Origin of the sequence: Candidatus Pelagisphaera phototrophica (assembly GCF_014529625.1) — a bacterium.
In the GTDB taxonomy this organism is placed as follows: domain Bacteria; phylum Verrucomicrobiota; class Verrucomicrobiia; order Opitutales; family Opitutaceae; genus Pelagisphaera; species Pelagisphaera phototrophica.
Genome location: NZ_CP076039.1, coordinates 488,017 through 508,937, shown reverse-complemented (window position 1 = coordinate 508,937; position 20,921 = coordinate 488,017). Strand labels below are relative to the sequence as shown.

Annotated in this window: 23 protein-coding genes; 7 read left to right on the top strand and 16 right to left on the bottom strand. The window is 48.3% G+C overall.

Annotated features, from left to right (window positions below; all coding sequences use genetic code 11):
* The first annotated feature begins 20 nt into the window (after window positions 1-20).
* From GA004_RS02375 to GA004_RS02365, 3 genes are all read left to right on the top strand, one after another.
* Complete coding sequence (locus GA004_RS02375; protein WP_283395691.1) at window positions 21-488, top strand: thioredoxin family protein; 468 nt, start codon at window positions 21-23, stop codon at window positions 486-488.
* Window positions 489-740: 252 nt separating this feature from the next.
* Window positions 741-1,931, top strand: a complete 1,191-nt coding sequence (locus GA004_RS02370) for an imelysin family protein (RefSeq protein ID WP_283395690.1) — start codon at window positions 741-743, stop codon at window positions 1,929-1,931.
* Window positions 1,928-3,289, top strand: a complete 1,362-nt coding sequence (locus tag GA004_RS02365) for a di-heme oxidoreductase family protein (protein ID WP_283395689.1) — start codon at window positions 1,928-1,930, stop codon at window positions 3,287-3,289. Before GA004_RS02370 ends, GA004_RS02365 begins: the two co-directional genes overlap by 4 nt.
* 60 nt (window positions 3,290-3,349) lie before the next feature.
* Here GA004_RS02365 and GA004_RS02360 read toward each other — a convergent pair whose 3' ends face one another.
* The 8 genes from GA004_RS02360 to GA004_RS02325 all read right to left on the bottom strand — a co-directional run bounded on the left by GA004_RS02360 (window position 3,350) and on the right by GA004_RS02325 (window position 9,229).
* Entirely contained in the window at window positions 3,350-3,730 is a 381-nt protein-coding gene (locus GA004_RS02360; RefSeq protein ID WP_283395688.1) for a BlaI/MecI/CopY family transcriptional regulator, read from the bottom strand.
* Between the two features lie 110 nt (window positions 3,731-3,840).
* Entirely contained in the window at window positions 3,841-5,253 is a 1,413-nt protein-coding gene (locus GA004_RS02355) for an NAD(P)(+) transhydrogenase (Re/Si-specific) subunit beta (protein WP_283395687.1), read from the bottom strand.
* Between the two features lie 3 nt (window positions 5,254-5,256).
* Window positions 5,257-5,541, bottom strand: a complete 285-nt coding sequence (locus GA004_RS02350; protein ID WP_283395686.1) for an NAD(P) transhydrogenase subunit alpha part 2 — start codon at window positions 5,539-5,541, stop codon at window positions 5,257-5,259.
* A 46-nt stretch (window positions 5,542-5,587) separates the two neighbouring features.
* Window positions 5,588-6,712 carry a Re/Si-specific NAD(P)(+) transhydrogenase subunit alpha gene (locus GA004_RS02345; protein WP_283395685.1) on the bottom strand — a complete coding sequence of 375 codons (1,125 nt, stop codon included), beginning with the start codon at window positions 6,710-6,712 and terminating at the stop codon, window positions 5,588-5,590.
* A gap of 159 nt (window positions 6,713-6,871) precedes the next feature.
* Window positions 6,872-7,006: a hypothetical protein gene (locus tag GA004_RS02340; RefSeq protein ID WP_283395684.1), complete on the bottom strand. Its 135-nt coding sequence runs from the start codon at window positions 7,004-7,006 to the stop codon at window positions 6,872-6,874.
* A 395-nt stretch (window positions 7,007-7,401) separates the two neighbouring features.
* Window positions 7,402-7,623: a hypothetical protein gene (locus GA004_RS02335; protein WP_283395683.1), complete on the bottom strand. Its 222-nt coding sequence runs from the start codon at window positions 7,621-7,623 to the stop codon at window positions 7,402-7,404.
* Between the two features lie 340 nt (window positions 7,624-7,963).
* Window positions 7,964-8,488, bottom strand: a complete 525-nt coding sequence (locus GA004_RS02330; protein ID WP_283395682.1) for a glycine cleavage system transcriptional repressor — start codon at window positions 8,486-8,488, stop codon at window positions 7,964-7,966.
* Window positions 8,489-8,611: 123 nt separating this feature from the next.
* The gene (locus tag GA004_RS02325; protein ID WP_283395681.1) at window positions 8,612-9,229 is read right to left on the bottom strand and encodes a hypothetical protein; all 618 of its coding nucleotides are present in this window, start codon (window positions 9,227-9,229) and stop codon (window positions 8,612-8,614) included.
* Window positions 9,230-9,489: 260 nt separating this feature from the next.
* Between GA004_RS02325 and GA004_RS02320 the strand changes: the two genes are divergently transcribed.
* Window positions 9,490-10,209 carry an FkbM family methyltransferase gene (locus GA004_RS02320; RefSeq protein WP_283395680.1) on the top strand — a complete coding sequence of 240 codons (720 nt, stop codon included), beginning with the start codon at window positions 9,490-9,492 and terminating at the stop codon, window positions 10,207-10,209.
* Window positions 10,210-10,243: 34 nt separating this feature from the next.
* Here the strand turns inward: GA004_RS02320 and GA004_RS02315 are convergent, their stop codons facing one another.
* Both GA004_RS02315 and GA004_RS02310 read right to left on the bottom strand, forming a co-directional pair.
* The gene (locus tag GA004_RS02315; RefSeq protein ID WP_283395679.1) at window positions 10,244-10,720 is read right to left on the bottom strand and encodes a NanQ anomerase/TabA/YiaL family protein; all 477 of its coding nucleotides are present in this window, start codon (window positions 10,718-10,720) and stop codon (window positions 10,244-10,246) included.
* The gene (locus tag GA004_RS02310; RefSeq protein ID WP_283395678.1) at window positions 10,710-12,089 is read right to left on the bottom strand and encodes a replication-associated recombination protein A; all 1,380 of its coding nucleotides are present in this window, start codon (window positions 12,087-12,089) and stop codon (window positions 10,710-10,712) included. Before GA004_RS02310 ends, GA004_RS02315 begins: the two co-directional genes overlap by 11 nt.
* A gap of 61 nt (window positions 12,090-12,150) precedes the next feature.
* Here GA004_RS02310 and GA004_RS02305 point away from each other — a divergent pair, with 61 nt between their 5' ends.
* Genes GA004_RS02305 through GA004_RS02295 form a run of 3 tightly spaced genes read left to right on the top strand, consistent with a single transcriptional unit; the run spans window position 12,151 to window position 14,403 of the window.
* Complete coding sequence (locus GA004_RS02305) at window positions 12,151-12,435, top strand: bifunctional hydroxymethylpyrimidine kinase/phosphomethylpyrimidine kinase (RefSeq protein WP_283395677.1); 285 nt, start codon at window positions 12,151-12,153, stop codon at window positions 12,433-12,435.
* A 10-nt stretch (window positions 12,436-12,445) separates the two neighbouring features.
* Complete coding sequence (locus GA004_RS02300; protein ID WP_283395676.1) at window positions 12,446-14,065, top strand: ComEC/Rec2 family competence protein; 1,620 nt, start codon at window positions 12,446-12,448, stop codon at window positions 14,063-14,065.
* Between the two features lie 56 nt (window positions 14,066-14,121).
* Complete coding sequence (locus tag GA004_RS02295) at window positions 14,122-14,403, top strand: hypothetical protein (RefSeq protein WP_283395675.1); 282 nt, start codon at window positions 14,122-14,124, stop codon at window positions 14,401-14,403.
* A 21-nt stretch (window positions 14,404-14,424) separates the two neighbouring features.
* Here GA004_RS02295 and GA004_RS02290 read toward each other — a convergent pair whose 3' ends face one another.
* From GA004_RS02290 to GA004_RS02265, 6 genes are all read right to left on the bottom strand, one after another.
* Complete coding sequence (locus tag GA004_RS02290) at window positions 14,425-14,940, bottom strand: hypothetical protein (protein ID WP_283395674.1); 516 nt, start codon at window positions 14,938-14,940, stop codon at window positions 14,425-14,427.
* Window positions 14,941-15,035: 95 nt separating this feature from the next.
* Window positions 15,036-16,553 (bottom strand): NADH-quinone oxidoreductase subunit N, encoded by a 1,518-nt coding sequence (locus GA004_RS02285; protein ID WP_283395673.1) that lies wholly within the window; start codon window positions 16,551-16,553, stop codon window positions 15,036-15,038.
* A 26-nt stretch (window positions 16,554-16,579) separates the two neighbouring features.
* Window positions 16,580-18,100, bottom strand: coding sequence for a complex I subunit 4 family protein (locus GA004_RS02280; protein WP_283395672.1), 1,521 nt, complete (start codon window positions 18,098-18,100; stop codon window positions 16,580-16,582).
* A 29-nt stretch (window positions 18,101-18,129) separates the two neighbouring features.
* A complete protein-coding gene (gene nuoL / locus GA004_RS02275) occupies window positions 18,130-20,028 on the bottom strand; it encodes an NADH-quinone oxidoreductase subunit L (RefSeq protein WP_283395671.1) in 1,899 nt (632 codons plus the stop codon).
* Between the two features lie 67 nt (window positions 20,029-20,095).
* Window positions 20,096-20,398 carry an NADH-quinone oxidoreductase subunit NuoK gene (gene nuoK / locus GA004_RS02270; RefSeq protein ID WP_283395670.1) on the bottom strand — a complete coding sequence of 101 codons (303 nt, stop codon included), beginning with the start codon at window positions 20,396-20,398 and terminating at the stop codon, window positions 20,096-20,098.
* Window positions 20,398-20,901: an NADH-quinone oxidoreductase subunit J family protein gene (locus GA004_RS02265; protein WP_283395669.1), complete on the bottom strand. Its 504-nt coding sequence runs from the start codon at window positions 20,899-20,901 to the stop codon at window positions 20,398-20,400. The genes nuoK and GA004_RS02265 overlap by 1 nt, the downstream gene beginning before the upstream one ends.
* Window positions 20,902-20,921: the final 20 nt, after the last annotated feature.

Here is a 20,921-nt window from a genome sequence, read left to right as displayed (position 1 = left end):
GAATTTCGCTAGAATCTGTGATGAGTGCTACAGCATCTATGGGTCTTGTTGCAATGAATGGGAAGACCCGGACAGCTCCAACGACTAGCTACGCAACCAAGATTGCTCGCCAAACGTTAATTTTCCAAACAGCCATGAGCCGAAAAACGAAATCTACCCTCCGCTCATTCGTTATCATAGCCATCATTGCCCTCGCAGTCTACTTTCTAAATGCAGAATACCAATCCCATCTAGAGCAAAAAGCGATCGATACGACCGGTCTTGAAGTCCTCGCCTTCCAGCATGCACTCGTCGAATCCAGTAAAACAGGGAAGCCCGTACTGGCCGACCTTTCGGCTCTCTGGTGTCCCTCTTCTCGCCGGCTCTATGCGGAAGTCCTCACCAATGAGATGGTAAAGTCGAAGACCGAAAGTGACTATGTTTTCGCTCGAATCGAATATGAAAGCGATGGGGGTGCTGAATTCATGGAAAAGTACCAATTTTCCTAATTTCCCAGCCTCCTCCTACTAGACGGCCAAGTAAACAAGCTCAAGAATCTGCCCCGCATCTTCTCCCCGAAGAATTCTTGGCGGCCCTTTAAACGTTTGTCCAATTACCCGCAGGCCGCGAGGAACCCATAATAAGTTTAACTCTTATCGCATTCTTCACATTTGAGGGATCACAATCACGCGATGGTTCGACAATTAACCAAAAATGACATTCACTGCCGATATGATATTGCGGAGACCTTATCTAACATCATGCGACGCTTTACAAAAAGACTGATCTCCACCCTTCTCATTGGGTCTATTCCGTTGTCGGCAGATTTCGAACCTTTTCCACCGACTCCAGAAGGGCAGCCGTATTCCAACGAAGTCGCTTTTCAGGCGCTTTCAAATTACGCGGACCTCGCTTGGGAGATGTATTCCGATTCTGTTAGGGAGGTGATTCGCTTCAACATGGCAGTCTACGCTTTTCGCAAGGACCCTGGTATTGATACATTTGAAAATGCGAAACGACTTTGGGTCGAAGCACGCAAAACCTATGGCCGTACCGAAGCATTCCGTTTTTCGGATACACCAATCGACGAACTGGAGCTTGAGATACTTATAAATGCTTGGCCTGTCGACGAGTCTTATATCGACTATACCCGAGAGGATCCAAATTCCGGGATTGTCAACCAACCCGACAATTATCCGAAAATCAACAGCGTGGTGCTTCCCAGATTGAACGAAAAAGGAGGTGAGGCAAATGTATCTACCGGATGGCATGTCATCGAGTTTCTTCTTTGGGGTCAGGATTTTAATGAGGCCGGTCCGGGTACACGCTCATGGACTGACTACACTACAGGCAATAACGCAGATCGCCGTATGAAATATTTGGTTACAGCTACTGAAATCCTTCGCAGCCATCTAGTCCTTATTTCGGACGAGTGGAGCCCCTTCAACTATGATGGGCATCCTGGGGAATTCTTCTTGAGGCGCCCCTCTCGAATCATTCGAACTGCTATGCGAGGTATCGCGTCTCTCGCAGGAAGGGAAATCGCGAGTGAACGCCTAGCGGCTGCACAACGCAGCCGATCCCAGGAAGATGAGCATTCCTGCTTTAGTGACACCACTCACAACGATCTGGTCGCAAACATGGAAGGGCTGGAATCTGTACTATTTGGCAAATACACAAGTTCCTCGGGGAAAGTGACCATAGCCGAGAAGGGAGTCATAGATATCATCGCTTCTGCTGACACTAATCTTGCGGAGACAATCAAATCCCAATTTTACACTGCAAAAGAATACATTGAAACCATACCTGCACCCTTCGATCAGGCGATCATCGCCCCCGAAGCTAGCCAAGATTATCAATCCATTCGAAAAGCCGTCGAGGCGCTCTGGGAATTCGTCTACTCAATGTCAGATGCCGAGGAGGTCATGGGTCTCGATGTAAGGATTCGATGAGAGCTGATTCAATGCGTTGCCTAATAGCTGCGACACTTATCACGATACTGGTACATGCGGACTACCGACTGCCTGGGGGCGCCACAACTGTATTCGAAACATCTCGCGAAGCATTCACGCAACCCCTAGAAAATTTGGCCCCTAGGTCCTTGGCAAAGTTCTTTTCCGGTGATACTTTGTTCAATACGAATTGGGTAAACGCTTCGTCCGTCGTGACGAGTCGAGATGGACTCGGCCCGCTTTTCAATATGCGATCTTGTTCAGCCTGCCACTTTAAAGATGGAAGAGGGAGCCCTCCCGCCGCCGGAGAAATTCCGAATGGGCTATTAGTCAGAATCAGCGCCACCGGAGACCAAGCTAATGGAGCCCCCTTCCCTCATCCCGTTTACGGAAATCAACTAAGTGTCCGCTCTCTTCCAGGCACTAAACCTGAGGCAGAGGTTCTGGTTTCATACAAAGAGATTGTCGGCAGCTACCCAGATGGAAGTAAATTTCGTATCCAAAAACCAAACTACTCCTTTAAAGAGCCCGGATATGGACCGCTGGATGATTTTCACTATTCTCCCCGTGTCGCGCCGAGTGTTTTTGGATTAGGGCTACTCGGCTCGATTCCCGATGAAATTCTACTAAGACAATCCGATCCAAACGACGCCGACAACGATGGAATCTCAGGTCGGCCCAACTGGGTTTGGAGCGCTAGTCAAACCGCCAAATCACTTGGAAAGTTTGGTTGGAAAGCGAACAAAGCGAACTTACTAGACCAAACTGCCGCCGCCTTCCAAGGCGACATCGGTATCACCTCCGATCTCTTTCCTTCGGAGAACCACACGGATCAGCAGACTGAACTCGCAGATTCACCAAGCGGAGGAAACCCTGAGATAGACGAACTAGATTTAGAGGACGTTGTTTTCTACCTTCAGTCACTAGCTCCTCCAGCAAGTCGTTTCGAAACCGAAGCCGATTACAAGAAGGGGTATGAGCTTTTTACAGAGACTAAATGTACAAGCTGCCACACACCCGAGTTTAAGACAGCGAAACAAGCCCTCATACCCGCGCTGTCCGGACTAACCATTCATCCCTATACGGATCTTCTTCTCCATGATATGGGAAACGGTTTGGCAGACAACCGTCCCGATTTTGAGGCAACAGGAAACGAATGGCGAACACCTCCCTTATGGGGCATCGGACTGATACCCAAGGTAAATGGCCACACAAGATTGCTTCACGACGGGCGTGCGAGAAATATTGAAGAAGCAATCCTTTGGCATGGAGGTGAGGGCGAGGAAAGCAAGCAGCTCTTTACGTTACTGAATGAACAAGCTCGAGCTGATTTGATTCAATTTGTTGAATCGTTGTAAATAAAACTTAAGTACGCTTAAACCAGCAAGGCTAATTGGATGGTCGCATCCCAAAATAGGTCAGCCATTAGAGCCTCCCCTGTCGTCCAACAATTTCTTTAACTTATCGATATCCGATTCCGACAACTCCGCATTCTCAATGAAATGGAGCATCATAGGGGCAACCTGACCTCGGAAGACTTTGGAAAGGAATTGGCTCCCTTCAAAACGCCTACATTCCTTCTCCGTGTGAAAGGTGCGGTACACATTGGCTCGACCGACTCGTTTGGAAGTAATGACCCCCTTTGCTTCGAGTCGAACGAGAAAAGTGTTCACGGTTTTCTGTTTCCATTGGTCGTGTGGCAATCGGGCAAGTACCTCAACCGCTGTCATCGGCTCATGATCCCAGAGGGCTTTCATCACTTCCCATTCGGAGTCTGATATTCTTGGGGCGTCGGGCATAAAAAACGAAGGAAAACCAGAATTGACTACGGTTGTAATCAATTTTCAAGTGTGAACGCGAAGATGCCTGGAGCCGCTGCCCAAAGGCTAACTCGACCTTTACGAAAAACCTAGCCCTTAAGCTCGTTAACTAGCTCCGAAATCGTCGCTTTCGCATCCCCGTAAATCATACGGGAATTATCCATGACAAAGAGTTTGTTAACCAAACCGGAAAAGCCTTTTCCCTGTCCACGCTTTAAAATAAAGACGGTTTTAGCGTTGTGGGCCTCAATGATGGGCATCCCATAAATCGGACTCGACTCATCCTGAGAGGCGGCAGGATTAACGACGTCATTTGCTCCAATGACAACCGCAACATCAACTGTGGGCATAACCGGGTTGATGTTGTCCATCTCCACCAATTGATCATAGGAAACATCCGCTTCCGCAAGAAGTACATTCATGTGACCCGGCATGCGACCTGCCACCGGATGGATGGCAAAATTCACCTCTGCTCCATTTTTTTCCAATAGCTCCCCAAGTTCTTTGACAACATGCTGAGCTTGAGCAACCGCCATTCCGTATCCAGGAATAAAGACAACAGAGCTCGCTGCCTCTAGAACGTAGTAGGCGTCTTGGACACTAATTGATTTCGGTTCACGATCATCGCCATCCCCTTCGGATTGGCTGGTCGCCCCAAAACCGCTGAAGAGTACATGCCCCAGTGAGCGATTCATCGCCTTGCACATTATCGCGGTTAAAATCAATCCGCTCGCTCCTACAAGGCAACCTGCCACAATCAGTACGTTGTTTGCTATAACAAATCCCGCCGCTGATGCCGCTAGTCCCGAACAACTATTTAGTAGCGAGATAACCACCGGCATGTCTCCACCGCCAATTGGCATGACACCCATTACCCCAAAGATCAGAGCAAGCACCACTCCGGATAAGAAAAGCTTGTTCGCTGTGTCCAGATCACCGTTCCAAGCGAATAAAACACCCACAACAAGTATGGCTATCAGCATCAGTGCATTAATTCCTTTTTGCCCCGGAAATACTTTGGCTTGCCCAGACAACCTTCCAGAAAGCTTGCCATAAGCGTACAGGCTTCCCGTAAATGTAATCCCCCCGATGAGCATGGCCAGGTAGATAACAAATGAGCTGAAATATGAAGAAGTCCCCATCTCGATACTATAGGCCTGCCACCCGATCCCCCGGACCTTCTCCAGTTCAGCCCATGCCACGAGTAGACTAGCGAGTCCCCCAAAGCCATTGAACAATGCGACAAGCTCGGGCATCGAGGTCATTTTTACTACCCGAGCTGAAATACCTCCGATGAGAGTCCCCACAATGAGCCCAGCGACGATCCACTCGTAACTCATCCCCTTGTTCAGCAAAGTCACCACAATGGCGATTAGCATGCCAATACCGGAGATCATGTTCCCGCGTCGTGCCGTTTCCGCAGACCCCAGCATCTTAATACCAAAGACGAACAGAGTCGCGGCAATTACGTAGGCCAAGTTTATAATACTATCAAAACTCATGGCTTACTTGTCCTTCTTTTTAAACATTTGAAGCATTCGGTCCGTCACCATATACCCACCAACCACATTCACGGCTGCAAACACAAGGGCCAGAAAGCCTAAAACCATTCCGAGTGTTCCTGTTTCATTTACCCCGGTTGCTACTAATGCTCCCACAATTGTGATTCCTGAAATCGCGTTCGAGCCCGACATTAGCGGCGTGTGGAGCTGGGACGGCACTTTTGAAATCAGCTCAAGCCCTAGAAAGGCGGCGAGCACGAAAATGAAAAATAACAATACGAGGTCCATTGGCAAAAATTAATATGTAGATCGTGAGATGGGTCGTCGGATTTTCCTACTTAAAACGTTCATGAACAATCGAGCCTCCATCAGTGATGACGCAACCCCCGAGAATTTCATCCTCTAGATCCTGGTTTATCTTTTTTAATTCTTCGTTCCAAAAGTGTTCGATGAAATTGAAAATGTTGGCGGAGTACATTTGACTGGCATGCACGGCAACTCGATCTTCCAGCGCCCCAATTCCGATGATCCTCGGGCCATCTTTTATCTGAACTTCCTCATCGAGCTTCGATCCCGCGACATTCCCTCCTGACTCAACGGCAAGATCCACAATCACGGACCCGAATTTCATCCTGCTGACCATTGCTTCAGTGACTATCTTCGGGGCCAGGCGGCCAAACAGCTTGGCAGTTGTGATAACGATATCCGACTGCGCGCAAATCTTTGCCATACCTTCTTGTTGCATCTTGATCTGATCCGGCGTTAGCTCCTTAGCATATCCCTGATCAGTCTGACCGGTATCACCCAGATCGATCTTGACGAACTTGGCCCCCAAAGACCTTACCTGCTCTTCGACTACTGGTCTCGTATCAAATGCCTCAACACGGGCTCCCAGTCGCTTTGCAGTCGCAATCGCCTGCAGACCCGCTACGCCCACACCGATAACAAATACCCTGGATGGTGAAATAGTTCCAGCCGGTGTCATCATCATCGGCAAAATTCGATTGAGCCGCTCCGATGCTTTTACTACCGCAAAATAGCCCGCCAAGTTCGCCTGAGAACTGAGCGCGTCCATCTTCTGGGCGAGGGTCGTTCTCGGGATCATTTCCATGCTAACCGCCGTCACTCCCGCACCAGCGAAAGCGTTAATAAGATCCCTTTCATTGAAGGGATCCAGAAAGCTGATATGCATAGCGCCTGATTTCAAAAAGGGTACTTCCTCAACCGGCGGCTTTCTCACTCTCGCAACCAGATCGGCCTGGGTTAACTCCTCTTTGCGGTCTTCGACGATTTCCGCTCCAGCCTTTTCATAGTCCTTATCCAAAAAATAGCTATTTAGTCCAGCGCCCCTCTCAATTGAGACAGAGATACCCATAGCGGTAAGCTTCTGAACCGATTCTGGAACAAGGGCTACTCGAGTTTCTGACGATAACGATTCACTAGGGATGAATACGCGCATGCCAACAAATCCTAGTGAACCAAAATCCAAAATCAATAAACATTAACGACTTACCGCCTTTTCCCCCAATTTATTTCCGAAGATACCGATTCTAGGGATTCGTTCCTCTTAGCAGAGCTGGGCAACTAAGAGCATCCGCAAAATGCGGCGGGAAGAATGCTAGTCTTTGCCGAGGGCTTCGTTTACGAACTCAACCGTCAAAGCGTCCAATTCTTTGGGAAGATCATCTACAAAGACCTTAACAAAGTTTGCTTTTCGGCCGCCGTAACTCCTGTCGAACTTATTGTGCCTCACGATTGCCTTCTTCTCCCAAGTGATTTTCTCGCCCTCCTCGTACCTTTTTTTTCAAAAATGTGCAGATGAGCTACCGGCTTTACCAGTCTCTCTGCAGAGGCTTCCAGCCGGCAGGTATAGAGCCATGACCCACCTACCTTCTGGAGCCATTTCGGATTCTTGATGAAAACCTGCGTTCCATCGACATAATTAACATACGAGTGGCCCTCTGCGTTAGCCGTCACAGAATAAAGGGGAGGGCAGCCAGCAGGAAAAAAGGCCGTATGCGCTTCATGGCGATCATACAATCCGTCTCACTATTTAAAACGACCCGCAATCGCTTTTTATTACCACTATTGTTTACCTAGGGTCCTTTAGGCAATTACCGCAAGTCGGCGGATGATGCGGTTTCGGATCTAGGCAGCCTGCATGTTTTTCCTCAGATTCCGGAATAACCGGTCCCTTCTAGCCCGAGCGATCTCCAGCGATCGAGTCCTCAGACTCTTGCGCACGCGTTCGGAAGTGACCGCCGTAGGATAAACCGTGTAGTGCAGCCACCAAACGCCGTTGTTGTTCCATAGATGGTGATTCGGGTTATCTCGAGTCAACCGCAACGGTAGTCCATATATCTTATCCATTGATGCAATTTGCTTTAATTTTAGCTATGCACCCAGAGCCGTCTAAGATATCCGAATTCGATCAATCGAATGTATCAAATAGGTTTTTTCATCAAAAAAAGCTATTTCGCTTGTTTTAGATGCCCATCCGACGCTGAGGCGTCGAATCCACCGTAGATCCCATAGAACTCGGTTGGCAGGTAACGGAAAATCCGCGACCACTCCTGATGCTTTTTAAGAACGAAACCGCAGTATGCTCCTTATTAGCTGCTCATGGGAAGCTTTTTTAGTGTCATAGTACTGCATACTAATCGAACGACAGGCCCGATTCTCAAATTCTTCACGGCATCACGGTGTCGGGCTAAGTGACTCGCTCGTAAGAGATGTCTACCTGGAGGTCTGAAGCAATCGACTCAAGTTTGTGCCGAAGCACAAACGTATCGCAGGATTCAGGAATGCAGACTCTCGCTTTCGCTTCGAACAAGCGCTCTCCCGACATGGGGGCACTAAAGCACTGAGTAGATAGCTCCTCGACATTTACACCGCTAACAGTGAACGCATTCGCAATATGCTTCACAATCCCGGGACGATCCTGACCCACAATCTCAATGCTTGCCACCTCCATACAATGAGATTCCGAATCGGTCACACTCCCGTGGATAACGATCTCAAGCCCATGCTCTGCCAGCTCTTTTAGAGCCTTTTCGAGGTCCTCGCTCCTTGCGCCTTCGATCTCGACCTGAAGCAAACCCGCAAATTGCCCTCCTAGATGACACATGCGGCTTTCGAGCCAGTTCCCACCGTGATCAGCGACTAGCGACGCCACAGAATCCACTAGCCCGGGCTTATCAGGACCGATTACCGTCATCACAAGAGGGGTATTCATAAGGGGACAAAATCTGCTCAATCTAAGGCGAGTGGCAAGTATCAACACAAACGGACCGCAGCTAAAAAGCTACGATCCACACTGTTGCTTGGAGACCCTAAATTCTTGATTAGTGAAAATCTTTTAAGATGTTTTTTTGCCCGAAAACCGACGTCCTACTACAAAGAAAGCGAAAATAGTGGCGATTCCAAAAAATCCTAGTGGGGAATCAGGAACCGTGTAGAGAGGGTTCAAGCGAAGGTTACCCACAGTTAAAACGTACCTGCTCGCATCTTGATTTTGTGTAGTCGTTTTTATGCTAAACAGATGTGTTCCTTGTTCTAGGAGCCGAGATATGGTTCCGGATGATATTCCCATTCCTATTCCATCATGGAACGTAGATTTTACTCCATCTAGCATATAGAAGGAGGATTCCTCCGTGTCCGACTGGTCATTTACAGACCACTCAAACAACAGCTCCGTTTGTCCGTTGATAACCAAGCCATAGTCATCGTTAACACCATGGATAGCGCTTATCGATGTATTGTACGCCTGATCTGTTCTGTCGAATCGCAGTGCTCCATTACTCAAATCCGATACGTATGCGACGGACCCGTAGTCTACCGTAAATTGGACTCCTCCGAGTTCAGCAGACTCGCCGTATCCGACCGTGTCACCAATCGTAATTGCATGCGACGTAGCCACTAGAGCCGCAATGGCTGCCATCTTCGCGACTGTTGTAATGAGAGTTTTAGTTTTCATCTAGGGTCTGGGTTGACATTCCAATCTCCAAACATCCTAACCAAATCTAAATAAACTGTCTATAGGGCTGCAACACTTTAGGAGCATAGTGGGAACTACTAGGTAAAAGAACTCATGATTAATTTACCTTTTAGAACAGATATTTCAGTTTCCCAAAGAGAGCGCTTTTTAGTCACGCTCATTCGAATTCCCTATCCATTTAGTTTCCTTCCTTAACTGCCAGCCACAGGAGCCGTATCTTTAAGGGAACGACTTCTTTCGTGGACGCACTAAAAAACCAAGCCAAGCCATCCGCATGGAGCAGCGTTCACCGGCTATTTTCGCTCGGTGGATTTCGCTCTCCATCCCATCGGACCCAGATTCTTCCCTTTTTTGATCGGACAAACGGAAGATTCGTAGAGATTGGCGCCAGTGATGGAATCAAAAATAGCTTTACCCTCTACCTGGAAAAAGCGTTGGGGTGGAAAGGTCTGTTGATTGAGCCTTGGCCACACCTCTTTCACAAATGCCGAAAGACGCGCAAGCAAAGCCAAGTCCTGAATGTAGCCGTCGTCGACCAATGGCTGAAAGACTCGTTTATCGAGGTCCGAGGAACACCGCCCAAAGGATCGATTAAGAGAACGATCCGCAAAGAATCAACTGAACGGCTTGCGGGCAAGCCTCTCGAAGCCCCTTTCAAACGACCCAAGCAAGAGAAGGTTTCCTACGTGACGACCGACATTGCTCAAAACATCCTGAAACGAGCTGAGTTCGAGTCAGAATTCGACCTCCTGGTTCTGAATCTCCAAGGGTACGAGAACAACGCGCTGGAGGGGCTCGATTTCAACACCTATCGCCCATCCTTTGTTTTAGCAAAAGTCGGCAACAATACACGATCCCTTTCAAATATGCCCACGTCCTACGAACTTGTCGCATCCTCAACGCACGATGAGCGCTCCATACTCCGGCTCTTCCGCGATTCAAAATTCGGCAAAAACTAAAACACCCGTTTTTAGCTCCCTGACATCTCAGTTCCTAGATCTCCAACGCATCTCTCGAGATTTTCACGACCACTTTCTTCACGATCTTAGCTTCAGGACCCGTATTTAACTGAGGCATGTGGCCGTCTTGAGGAAGCAAACACACGAACGTCCCTGGAAATACGCTCAATTGCAGGTCGGCCGGGGCTGTATATTGGAAAAACTGTACATCTCTTTCCGCACAATAGGGATCCTTAAGATCGAGTGTGTGTAAGGGATAGCAGGCGATGCGTTCGCTTTCCACTAACGTCATCTGAATGTCCACATACTTTCGATGAGCTTCCAAAACGGCTTCTGGATCCGTTTGATTCCTAGTCTGATAGCTCATAACCCTTGCAAACATCGTTTCTCCATCAATGGGAAACTCGCCGTCTTCAGATTCCGCGTCCAAAGTTTCAAGGAAAGCAAACGCCTTCTCCCAGGCAGGTCCAAAGGCGTAATTTTTCCAATTCTTAATATGGTCAACTATCATCTTTCTTGCTCAGATTCTGGTCTGCGATTGCCGCTTTCAATGATTTCCAACGGTCTAAACGAGCCACAATTTCTGATTCCGCTCCAACGCGCTTCGCTCGATAAAAGCAGAGAGGCTCAATCATATAGTCTTGTCCAGTCACATTTTCGGGAACGCTATGACTGTATTCATAATCTCTAGAATGGCCCAATTGCTTGGACGCCGTGCCACCACTGTCCTTAAGCCAGATTGGCACTTCCTGAATGGGCCTATCAGCGATCGCGGCCTTTACTTCCCCAAGCGCAACATAAGAGGAATTGCTTTTGGGTGCTGTCGCCATGTAGACAACGCAATGCGCGAGATTAATTTCACATTGAGGCAGACCGACGAATTCACAGGCCTGCTGTGTTGCAGTTGCTAGCGACAGGGCACTCGAATCCGCCAGCCCGACATCCTCAGACGCAAAAATGATGAGGCGTCGCCCAATAAACCGAGGGTCTTCTCCTCCCGCTAGCATCTTTGCCAGCCAGTATAAGGCAGCATCCGGGGATCCCCCTCGCATGCTTTTTATAAAAGCGGATATCGTGTCGTAGTGCTCGTCTTCGTCAGAATCGTATCGGATCTGTCTTTCACTCGCGAATACCGATATCGCATCCGCCGAAATTTCCTCCCCAATTTCAAGGCCCAACGCAACCACCTCTAGCGCATTGAGTCCCCGACGCAAATCCCCATCGCTCAATTTCGCTAGACCCACGAGGGTGTTTCTAGAAGCCCTGTGCTTTCGCTGCCGCAACCCTCGGTCTTCATCCTCTAGAGCACGAATCATGGATTGAACGATGTTTTCTACCGAGTGTGGTTCGAGTCGGAATAGGTGTGATCGGCTCAGCAACGGAGCGTTCACATAAAACCCTGGATTGTGGGTAGTCGCTCCGATAAGTCGGATCGTACCAGACTCTACGTCGGGCAACAGCAGATCCTGTTGCGATTTATTGAATCGGTGAATTTCATCAATGAATAAAACGGTATCCTTTTTTTCTATACGTCGAGCTGCATTTAATATTTGCCGTAGTTCTGCAACGTTCGACATGACCGCATTGATTCTGACAAACCGGCTTTCCGTTTCGTTGGCGATGGCTTCTGCCAAGCTTGTTTTACCGCAACCCGGGGGACCGTAGAACAAAAGGCTTCCGAATGAATTCGACTCCACCAATTTCGGCAACAATTTGCCCTTTCCGAGAACGTGATCCTGTCCAATCACTTCCGATAGGGAGCGAGGGCGCATTCGTGCAGCAAGTGGTTTAGACGCGGAACTACCATCGTCCGACCCTTCCCGACTTGAAATCATTTCCAAGTCCGCTTCACCCGAAAAAAGCTCATCTTGAGGCGCCATTCTCAACCACACTAAAAGGAAGCATTGATCCTCTGCAAGCATCCCTATACAAATCCCTACAATGGAATCAAAGGCATCTTCTCAATCGGCCGCGGTTGCCCTAAAAATAGCAGGGTCGGATTCTGGTGCCAATGCCGGTATTCAAGCCGACCTTAAAGCCTTTTCCGCGAATGGAGCCTTCAGTGCTGCAGTAATAACACGTGTCACCACTCAAAATTCAGGCGGTGTTGCATCGATTCACCCGGCACTGCCTGAGTCGATCTCAAAAACTCTTAACTACACGCGAAATGCGATAGTGTATTCGACGACCATAAATGGACAGCCATTCATCAACCACTTTCCATGATGATTAAGAAATGAATCCAGCTCGCTTACCCCTACTTTGGTTTCTGATTCCACTGATTGCTGGAATCGTAGTGGGACGTATTTTTCCAACTAAACTCTCCCTTCTCTTTTACACGATTAGCTTAGCGTTCTGTTTTGGATCTTACTTTCTACGCAAAACCGCATGGCCGCTACTTATCTCGATCAGCCTTTTTCTAGCAGGAAGCGGATACGTAGCAGACGTTACCCAAAATAACACAATCCATTCCGACCTTCCCGTTCGAGAAGCAAAAGTAACCTTCAAGATAGATCGACTCTTCCAATCTGCCTTCAACCAATTAAGCGGCTTGGGCGAAATAGTAACCACCGATACGCACCTTCCTGAACTTGAGGGAGCCAAGGTCTATTTCTCTCTTAATATTCCCGATGAACTAAACCTGAAATCAGATCCTAGGATTGGCTCACATATTCAAGCTATCGGCATTTTCGCCCCTTTAGAGTCAAATGTTTCACAAAACGGATTTCAATCGTACCTGAAAAATTCAGGAATCTCGGGCATCTTTAACCGGGGGAGGCTTCTTTCGATCTCAAAAACACCGAGCTCTTGGAGGAACTGGTTGAACAATCTTCTCTCCTCCGCCAATTCCACCCTAACCCATCAGATTGAAGCAGCTTCACCTGCCGCCCGATCTTATCGGGCCATGCTTCTCGGGCTAAAAAGCGAACTTAGCGAAAAACAGAAGACCATCTTTCTTCAAAGCGGCGCTCTGCATCTATTCGCAATAAGCGGACTTCACATCGGAGTTATCGCAGCATGCGGTCATGCTCTCTTTCTTTTCTTTAGAATACCCAGATCTTGGATTCCACTACCTAATTTGCTCCTAATCACGGTTTTCGTTTTTATGACAGGTGGGGCTCCCTCTGCTTTGAGAGCGTTGCTCATGATTGCCTGCTTTTATTTATGCCAATTCAGCAATCGGCAATCGGCTTCAATCAATGCTCTCGTCCTATCAGCCACAATTTGCCTTATAATGAATCCTCTCCAGCTCTTCCAGGCGGGATTTCAGATGTCGTACATAACCGTCGCCTCCATTCTGTTGTTTGGCGTGCCTATCGGGAAACACCTTTGCGATCGCTGGAAACCGTTTGAGGGAATCCCAAAAGATCTTTGGTCTTTGCGGCAAAAGGCAACCAACGCAATCGGGCGATTTACGATAAGCAGTTTTGCCATTAGCCTAGCAGCTTTTTTGTCATCAAGTGCATTAAGTATAATATATTTCAATACACTTTCTACTATTGGAATCCTTTTAAATCTCACACTCCTTCCGCTCGCCTCCTTAGCAATAATATCCGGATTTCTTTCTCTCGCATTTTCTATAATTGGAATGAGTCCCATTGTCAGTTTGTTCAACCATGCTGCCATACTCATTCTCTCTCTTATGCATGGCATCCTACAAGGATTCAGTCAAATGATCGGAACCCACCTCACGTTCGAAAGTCCACCCCTACTTCCCCTTTTTAGCCTTCTCTCTATTCTGCTGATCGGTCTGCTCTTTGGCTACAGTCGGCTCTGGAAGTTCAAATTGAGGTGGCTACTGCTGTTCCCATTAGCCTACACAGGAGCCTGTATCTTTACCGCATCCGTCGCCTAGTTGCATCGAGTTGTATTGCCATTCCATTCCAAGGTGGCCATGCTTACGAATAAAGAATGAAATCAGCATACGAACTCGCAATGGAACGCTTGCAGGAATCAGATCCTGACAAACAACAAGTAACCGATGAAATGAGAAAAGCACTTGCTGCCGTTGACGAGAAGTTTGACGCAAAGGTAGCCGAACGAAAGATTTTTCTTACTCAAAAACTAGCGACTGCTACGGCAAATCAGGATCTGCAGGAGGTCGAGCTGATTCAAAAACAGATTTCGAACGAAAAGGCGCGCCTTGAGGAAGAGCGAGAAACCGCCAAAGATAAAATCCGCAACGTAGGCTAAAGAACTTTCCAACCGTCCAACCTATTCAGTATCAGAGCCCGCCTGCTGGACCTTGAATCCTTCTCTCTGGCTTCTTTTGACTTTTGCGTCACGGTTAATATCCCGCTGTTCCAAGCCGGCCTTCGATTTCGTTATCTTTACCTGAGCGGCGACCCTTTTCGAAAGCTCAACGGTTAGGGCTTCGCGATAGGCTTTTTCAAACTCGTCGGAAGACGTGATCAACTGGTCGAGAACACGAGGTTTCTTGTTTCCAGACGACTCATTCATACGGGCCATCTGGTTATTTGATACATTGATAGTATCGCCAGGCGACTCGGCAGAGAATGAAACTCGGGAATCGCGATGGATAACAGGCGAACTTTTTATTTTCCCGCTAGCATAGCGCTTGTTTTGGAATTTTGAATTCTGCCTCGTTTCGAAAGCTCCCGGCTTGATGATTCGCGGTGTCTTTTTCTTAGATGCATCGACGCTCAGATTCGTGCCCTGTGACAGGGCACAGAGCATTAAAGCCGATATTACTAATAGGAGAGTCCTCATAGCCAGATTAGACACGCTGCACAGATTCCGCCGAATCTCAATTCAATTCCGCAAACACCACTTGGTCCCTCGCCGACAGAGTAGATGGCTATAGTCTATCCTAAGAGCCAGCTGCTGAACGGAGACTGGTAGAATCCGAGCAATAGGGTCCCAGCTATTGCGATTACTATCGCCAGCTTTCCTAGAAATCCAAGGGTGCTTCCTGGAATTGCGGTTGGGGCTTCCTTTTCGTCCGCTTGAAACTGCCACACATCGAAGAACGCACTCTTTAGGATTCCAAAGTAGTAATAAATCGAAACCACCACTCCGACGATAGCAACTCCCAGTAATCCGTAGAGCTCTGCCTTAAATGCCGCGATAAAGATCAGAAGCTTACCGATGAAACCAGCCAAGGGAGGGATTCCTGCTAGAGATCCCACACCTACTGCAAGGGCTAGACCTAAAAATCCGTTTTTCTTCGCCAAATCACCCAAGTCGTCCAGCGTCAGATCTGAATCATCATCCTTATTTAAGTGAACTAAAACCGAGAAAACCGCAGCCGACGCGAGTAAATAGGCGAATAGGTAAAAAAGTATTGCGGTCGACGCCCAATCAACTGTTCGAGCCGCGATCACACCTATCAAGAGAAACCCAGCGTGGGAAACTCCTGATAAGCCAATGACACGCTTCAGGTTCCTTTGGGTAAGGGCAGCAAAATTTCCGAACAGGATCGTCAAAATCGCGAGGGCAGACAAAAGAGGATAGAACCAGTCTCCTAGAGCGGAAAAAACTTTCGATAAACTTAAGAGCATCGCAAAACCCGCCGCTTTCGAAGATACGGCAAGTAGAGCCGTAGTCGGTAGCGGAGCGCCCTGGTAAACGTCCGGGATCCAAATTTGGAAAGGAAACGCACCAATTTTAAAAGCAACTCCGGAAATCACTAAAATCATTCCGATCAATCCCAAAGTGTCGTCGGGATTAGCTGCTAGAAAACCAGCCAGATTCCCAAAATTCAAAGAATCCTGGCTGCTTCCGGCCAAGGCTGGATTGCTTCCGGCACCGTATAATAAAACGATTCCAAAAAGGAGAATCGTCGAACTGAGGGCTCCCATGATAAGGTACTTCAAACCAGCCTCGAGGGAAACGGTCGTGTGTCGAAAGTAGCTCACCAAAATATAGAATCCCACCGTTGCCGTTTCCAGTGCTACAAAGAGCATTACAAAGTGATTCGCTTGGGCCAAGAGCATCAATGCTGCTGTGATCACGAGCAGGATATGAAAGTACTCCACTTGCGGCAAAGTCCGCTTATCCAAGCTCACCATTCCTAGATAGCTTACCAAAATTGACGCTCCTAGGAAGAATACTCGGAACAGCTGACCCGTCCCATCGAAGTAGAGCATTCCACCGAACGCTTCCCCAGCCGGGAACGTACCTGCGCAGGTACCAGTGACCACGTATCCAAGAATCACGAGCTGCCCAAGAATCGCAATTCTAGGAATAGCTCCATGGGCGACTTTGGGAAGAATCAATTCCAAAACAAGCAAGCTTAACGCCAGCATACCCATTGCTAACTCAGGCGTAATCCAGCTCCAGGTATTCGTTTCGGCTATTTTCTGAAATATTTCTGTGGACATATCGTATCCAAAAAGCGGTTTAAAAACTATTCTTCAACTTGGGCGTAGACTGGTTCACTCTCAAGGGCGTCATTAATCGACTCTGTTACGGTCTTCGGGAAAAATCCAATGAAGAACATAACAACAATCAGGATAAGGGCGGGTACTCTCTCGGCCCAGCTCATGTCTTCAACGGAAACCTCCTTCTGCGACTCTATGAACTCATCGGTCTCTTCTCCATAAAAGACGCTGGCAATTGCTCTCAGCCCGTAAATCGCTGAAATGACGATACCTGCAACAACCGCATAGACGAGCCAGTTTCTAAAATCGTATACCGCTAGGAAAATGGATATCTCGCCCCAAAAGTTCGCTAGTCCCGGTCCCGGCAATCCGATGCTCGCCATCATCGCGCAAACGAAAAATGCGGCTAGCACTGGGGCTTTTTTAGCCAGTCCCCCCATTTCATTCATCTCAAACGTCTGAGTGCGATGATGCACCATCGTGGAAAGCATAAACAGAAGAGCAACTGTGAGTCCGTGAGCGACCATCATTAGAACCACACCACCCACACCAAGAACACTCATAGCAGCGATTCCAAGAAACGCATACCCCATGTGCATGACTGAACTGTATCCAATCATCTGCTTCAGGTCGCGCTGAGCCATCGCAATCAGTCCCACTACTAAAATGTTGCCCAATGCGAGCCAGACGATCCAGTTCTCCCAGTGTCCCATTCCATCTGGCAGCAAAGGTATCGCCACCTGAACAAGACCATATAACCCGAATTTCTTGAGGACGCCCGCGTGTAGCATTGCCGCCGAGCTCGGTGCCGCCCCATAGCCCAACGGCGCCCAAGTATGCAAGGGCCACAGTGAAACTAGAATCCCAAAACCGAATAGCAAGAGGCCAAAAGCATAGTTCTGAACGGAATCCGCTAACGGCATTTCAGCCAAGTGGGCCTTCAACGTGATTAAATCGAATGACTCCGCACCACTCTTAACATAGATAGCGATCAACCCGACTAAAGAGAGCATTGCTCCCAACGTCAGGTAAATTGTCATCTTCATCGCCGCATAATTGCGGTCGCGGCCGCCCCAGATCCCCACCATGATAAAGGTAGGTATCAGAGCGAGCTCGTGGAAAAAGTAGAAAAAGAATATATCAATCGAAGCGAAAACACCCATCAAGCCCCCTTGCATTATGAGGAGACAGAATAGGTAACGAGACAAATTCTCCGCTTTGGACTGGGCTGCAAACAGACCTGCCGCCAATCCGACGACCGAAGCCATAACAAACAGTGGCAGGCTCACACCATTCAATCCTAGGTGCAAACTCACCCCAATCATCTCGAGCCCCGTATCCAAATTACTGACGAAGGCATATCCCCCGGGAGTGCTTGGATCGTAGAGCCCCCAAAGGAAAAGTGCGAAAATAAGCGGCAACGCGAATCCCGTGACACTAACTATTTGGACAGCCGGGCGACCCCAGCTTTTGACGAAAAGAGTCAGGAAGGCCGCTACGATGGGAACCGCTATCGAAAACTGAACTAGTGAAGCAAAATCATTCATGCTGATACTTTAATAACGGTAATGCCCATTTAAAAAATTCCTACCGCGAGAGCCCAAAATAGGACTAAGCCACCAATAAACCAATACACATATGTATGGATGTTTCCCACGTGCAGGGATCGCAGGCCAATTCCCACGAGACCGGCGATACCCGCCATCCCTCTGACGATCAATCCCGACAAGACAATCTGTTCGATGAAGTGAAGCGTTAGTGCGATGCGCTGCTGGATCTTAGCCACATACCAGTCATACACATGGTCAAAATAGAATTTCTGAGCAAAGAGCGTATGGAGTGGCTTTGCGGATCTCTCCAGTCGATCTTCTTTCGCTCCAGCCCCGTACAGGATCCAAGCAACCGCCAGCCCGATCGCCCAAGCGGCTCCGCCAAAAAGAGCTACCGTAGTATGGTTTTCCCCGTGCGCAAGATGCTCTCCAATCAGAATAATGGGTCGTAGAGCATCTGGATAAAACCATACAAACCCTCCCAAAATTGACCCAATTGATAACAGGATGAGTGGGATCGTCATTACTAATCCGTTCTCATGAGCATGATCAGCACCCTCCGACTTTGGACTACCAAGAAAAGCGATTTTCCAAAGGCGCGTCATGTAGAAAGCAGTTAGCACGGCCCCAAAAACGAGGGCGGAAAACGCCATTTTGTCTTGCTGATAGGCCAATGCGAGAATCGCGTCTTTAGAATAAAACCCTGCCGTAATAAAAGGAGTCCCAATCAAAGCGAGGAGCGCTAGGGTGAATGTCCAAAAAGTAATAGGCATTTTCTTGGCCAAACCACCCATCTTGAAAATATCCTGCTCGTGATGACAGGCATGAATAATTGAGCCAGATCCGAGAAACAAGAGAGCCTTGAAGAAGGCGTGAGTCGTTAAATGAAACATCGCCGCCGCAACCCCGCCGGTCACAATTGCATGTTCATGCGAACCGCTTCCGGATAGTGCTACCAAGCTGCCTAACCCGAAGGCCGCAACCATGTAACCCAGCTGCGAGACAGTCGAGTAGGCTAGGATCTTTTTGATGTCTCGCTGAGCGATTGCCGTAAATCCTGCTACCAGTGCCGTCAAAACTCCTACCCACACGATTACCGTCAAGGCATCAACAGTCATGAGAAATCCAATACGGCAAAGCAGAAATACCCCTGCCGCAACCATCGTGGCCGCGTGAATTAAAGCAGAAACAGGCGTCGGTCCCTCCATCGCATCAGGCAACCACACATGGAGTGGCAATTGCCCCGACTTACCCACGGTTCCACAAAACAGAAAAAGCCCGATCGCGGTAACCGATGCCGTCTGCAAAAGAGACGCATCTCCACTAAATATCTCTGAAAGGGAGGTTAGGTTAAAGGTTCCGAACATCGAAAAGACCATTATAATCCCGATGAGGAATCCGAAGTCGCCCACGCGGTTAACGATGAAAGCCTTTTTCGATGCGGCGGCCGCACTTGGTTTACCCAAGTAGAATCCAATTAGCATGTAGGAGCTAAATCCGACCAACTCCCAAAATACGAAAAGAGTTACCAGGCTGCTCGCCATGACCAGACCAAGCATCGAGAACATGAATATAGACAACCCTCCAAAAAACCTAGCCTTGTTCGGGTCGTCTTTCATGTATCCAAGGCTGAATACGTGCACGAGGAATCCAACAAAAGCCACGACAAAAAGCATAAGCTTCGCGAGATCGTTAATCAGGAACCCGAAGCTAACGCTAAATGAGCCCAACTCGATCCAGTGCACGTTGAACTCGAAATTCTTCAGTCGAAAAATGATATGGAGCGCCGTCGCCAATATCAGTGCAGCCGCAGCAACGGATATACCAGATGCGACCAATCCGTTTCTCCGAAACAAAAAGGCAATAGCAGTCGCCGAGAGAAATGGGAAAGCAAGTAGAGCGTATGCGTATAGTTCTGAGCCCATCAGGAAATAAATAGGAAAAAGTGAATTATGGTTTTGCCTGAAGTATGGTATTCCATCGTTTGCAGAATCAGTTTTTCAATTCGTTTAAATCCTCCACCTCAACTGTCTGCCGTTTTCGAAACAGAGCTACGATTATCGCTAGACCCACCGCTACTTCGGCAGCCGCTACAGTGATTGTGAAAAAGACAAACAGGTTTCCACCCATTCCGCCATGGTAACGGGAAAAAGCGATTAGGGCCAGGTTCGCCGCATTGAGCATAAGCTCAAGGCACATGTAAATCACCAGAGTGTTCTTGCGAAAAAGTACCCCGAAGAAACCAATGGCAAAAAGGAGGCTGCTGATCGCTATGTATTGTTCTAAACTGATCATTACTCCGTTTTCACTTTCTTGCTAAGGACAATGACGCCAATCATTGCGATGAGTAATAGGAATCCGGTTACCTGCATCGGCAGCAAATAGGTGGTAAAAAGCTCATAACCGAACGTCTTTAAACTCGTTCCGCTAGCCTCGGGCATCGTGGGAGCCTTGTTCTTTATCGATTCTGACGCGCTGATGGCAACCACTCCGGTGACTAGAATGCCAAACCCAATCAGGCTCGCCGCCCAAGTGTAGATGCTCGTTTTCTTTGCGGCCGACTCCTTTACATCAAGAAGCATTATAATAAATAGAAACAGCACCATGACAGCGCCAGCATAGACAAGGACTTGGATTACCGCTAGAAAGTACGCCTCAAGGAGCACAAACAAAGAAGCCATACTCAAGAAAGTTCCGATCAAGCACATTGCCCCGTTAACCGTGTTCCGGCTAAAGACGACACCAAGAGCTCCAGCAAGAGCAGCGATTGCAAATATGTAGAAGAAAATATCCGTCATCTCAATACTTCTGAAAGATC

Coding starts and splice junctions, on each gene's coding strand:
- GA004_RS02375 (WP_283395691.1), top strand. CDS start 21: ATGAGTGCTACAGCATCTATGGGTCTTGTTGCAATGAATGGGAAGACC.
- GA004_RS02370 (WP_283395690.1), top strand. CDS start 741: ATGCGACGCTTTACAAAAAGACTGATCTCCACCCTTCTCATTGGGTCT.
- GA004_RS02365 (WP_283395689.1), top strand. CDS start 1,928: ATGAGAGCTGATTCAATGCGTTGCCTAATAGCTGCGACACTTATCACG.
- GA004_RS02360 (WP_283395688.1), bottom strand. CDS start 3,730: ATGCCCGACGCCCCAAGAATATCAGACTCCGAATGGGAAGTGATGAAA.
- GA004_RS02355 (WP_283395687.1), bottom strand. CDS start 5,253: ATGAGTTTTGATAGTATTATAAACTTGGCCTACGTAATTGCCGCGACT.
- GA004_RS02350 (WP_283395686.1), bottom strand. CDS start 5,541: ATGGACCTCGTATTGTTATTTTTCATTTTCGTGCTCGCCGCCTTTCTA.
- GA004_RS02345 (WP_283395685.1), bottom strand. CDS start 6,712: ATGCGCGTATTCATCCCTAGTGAATCGTTATCGTCAGAAACTCGAGTA.
- GA004_RS02335 (WP_283395683.1), bottom strand. CDS start 7,623: ATGGATAAGATATATGGACTACCGTTGCGGTTGACTCGAGATAACCCG.
- GA004_RS02330 (WP_283395682.1), bottom strand. CDS start 8,488: ATGAATACCCCTCTTGTGATGACGGTAATCGGTCCTGATAAGCCCGGG.
- GA004_RS02325 (WP_283395681.1), bottom strand. CDS start 9,229: ATGAAAACTAAAACTCTCATTACAACAGTCGCGAAGATGGCAGCCATT.
- GA004_RS02315 (WP_283395679.1), bottom strand. CDS start 10,720: ATGATAGTTGACCATATTAAGAATTGGAAAAATTACGCCTTTGGACCT.
- GA004_RS02310 (WP_283395678.1), bottom strand. CDS start 12,089: ATGGCGCCTCAAGATGAGCTTTTTTCGGGTGAAGCGGACTTGGAAATG.
- GA004_RS02305 (WP_283395677.1), top strand. CDS start 12,151: ATGGAATCAAAGGCATCTTCTCAATCGGCCGCGGTTGCCCTAAAAATA.
- GA004_RS02300 (WP_283395676.1), top strand. CDS start 12,446: ATGAATCCAGCTCGCTTACCCCTACTTTGGTTTCTGATTCCACTGATT.
- GA004_RS02295 (WP_283395675.1), top strand. CDS start 14,122: ATGAAATCAGCATACGAACTCGCAATGGAACGCTTGCAGGAATCAGAT.
- GA004_RS02290 (WP_283395674.1), bottom strand. CDS start 14,940: ATGAGGACTCTCCTATTAGTAATATCGGCTTTAATGCTCTGTGCCCTG.
- GA004_RS02285 (WP_283395673.1), bottom strand. CDS start 16,553: ATGTCCACAGAAATATTTCAGAAAATAGCCGAAACGAATACCTGGAGC.
- GA004_RS02280 (WP_283395672.1), bottom strand. CDS start 18,100: ATGAATGATTTTGCTTCACTAGTTCAGTTTTCGATAGCGGTTCCCATC.
- nuoL (WP_283395671.1), bottom strand. CDS start 20,028: ATGGGCTCAGAACTATACGCATACGCTCTACTTGCTTTCCCATTTCTC.
- nuoK (WP_283395670.1), bottom strand. CDS start 20,398: ATGATCAGTTTAGAACAATACATAGCGATCAGCAGCCTCCTTTTTGCC.
- GA004_RS02265 (WP_283395669.1), bottom strand. CDS start 20,901: ATGACGGATATTTTCTTCTACATATTTGCAATCGCTGCTCTTGCTGGA.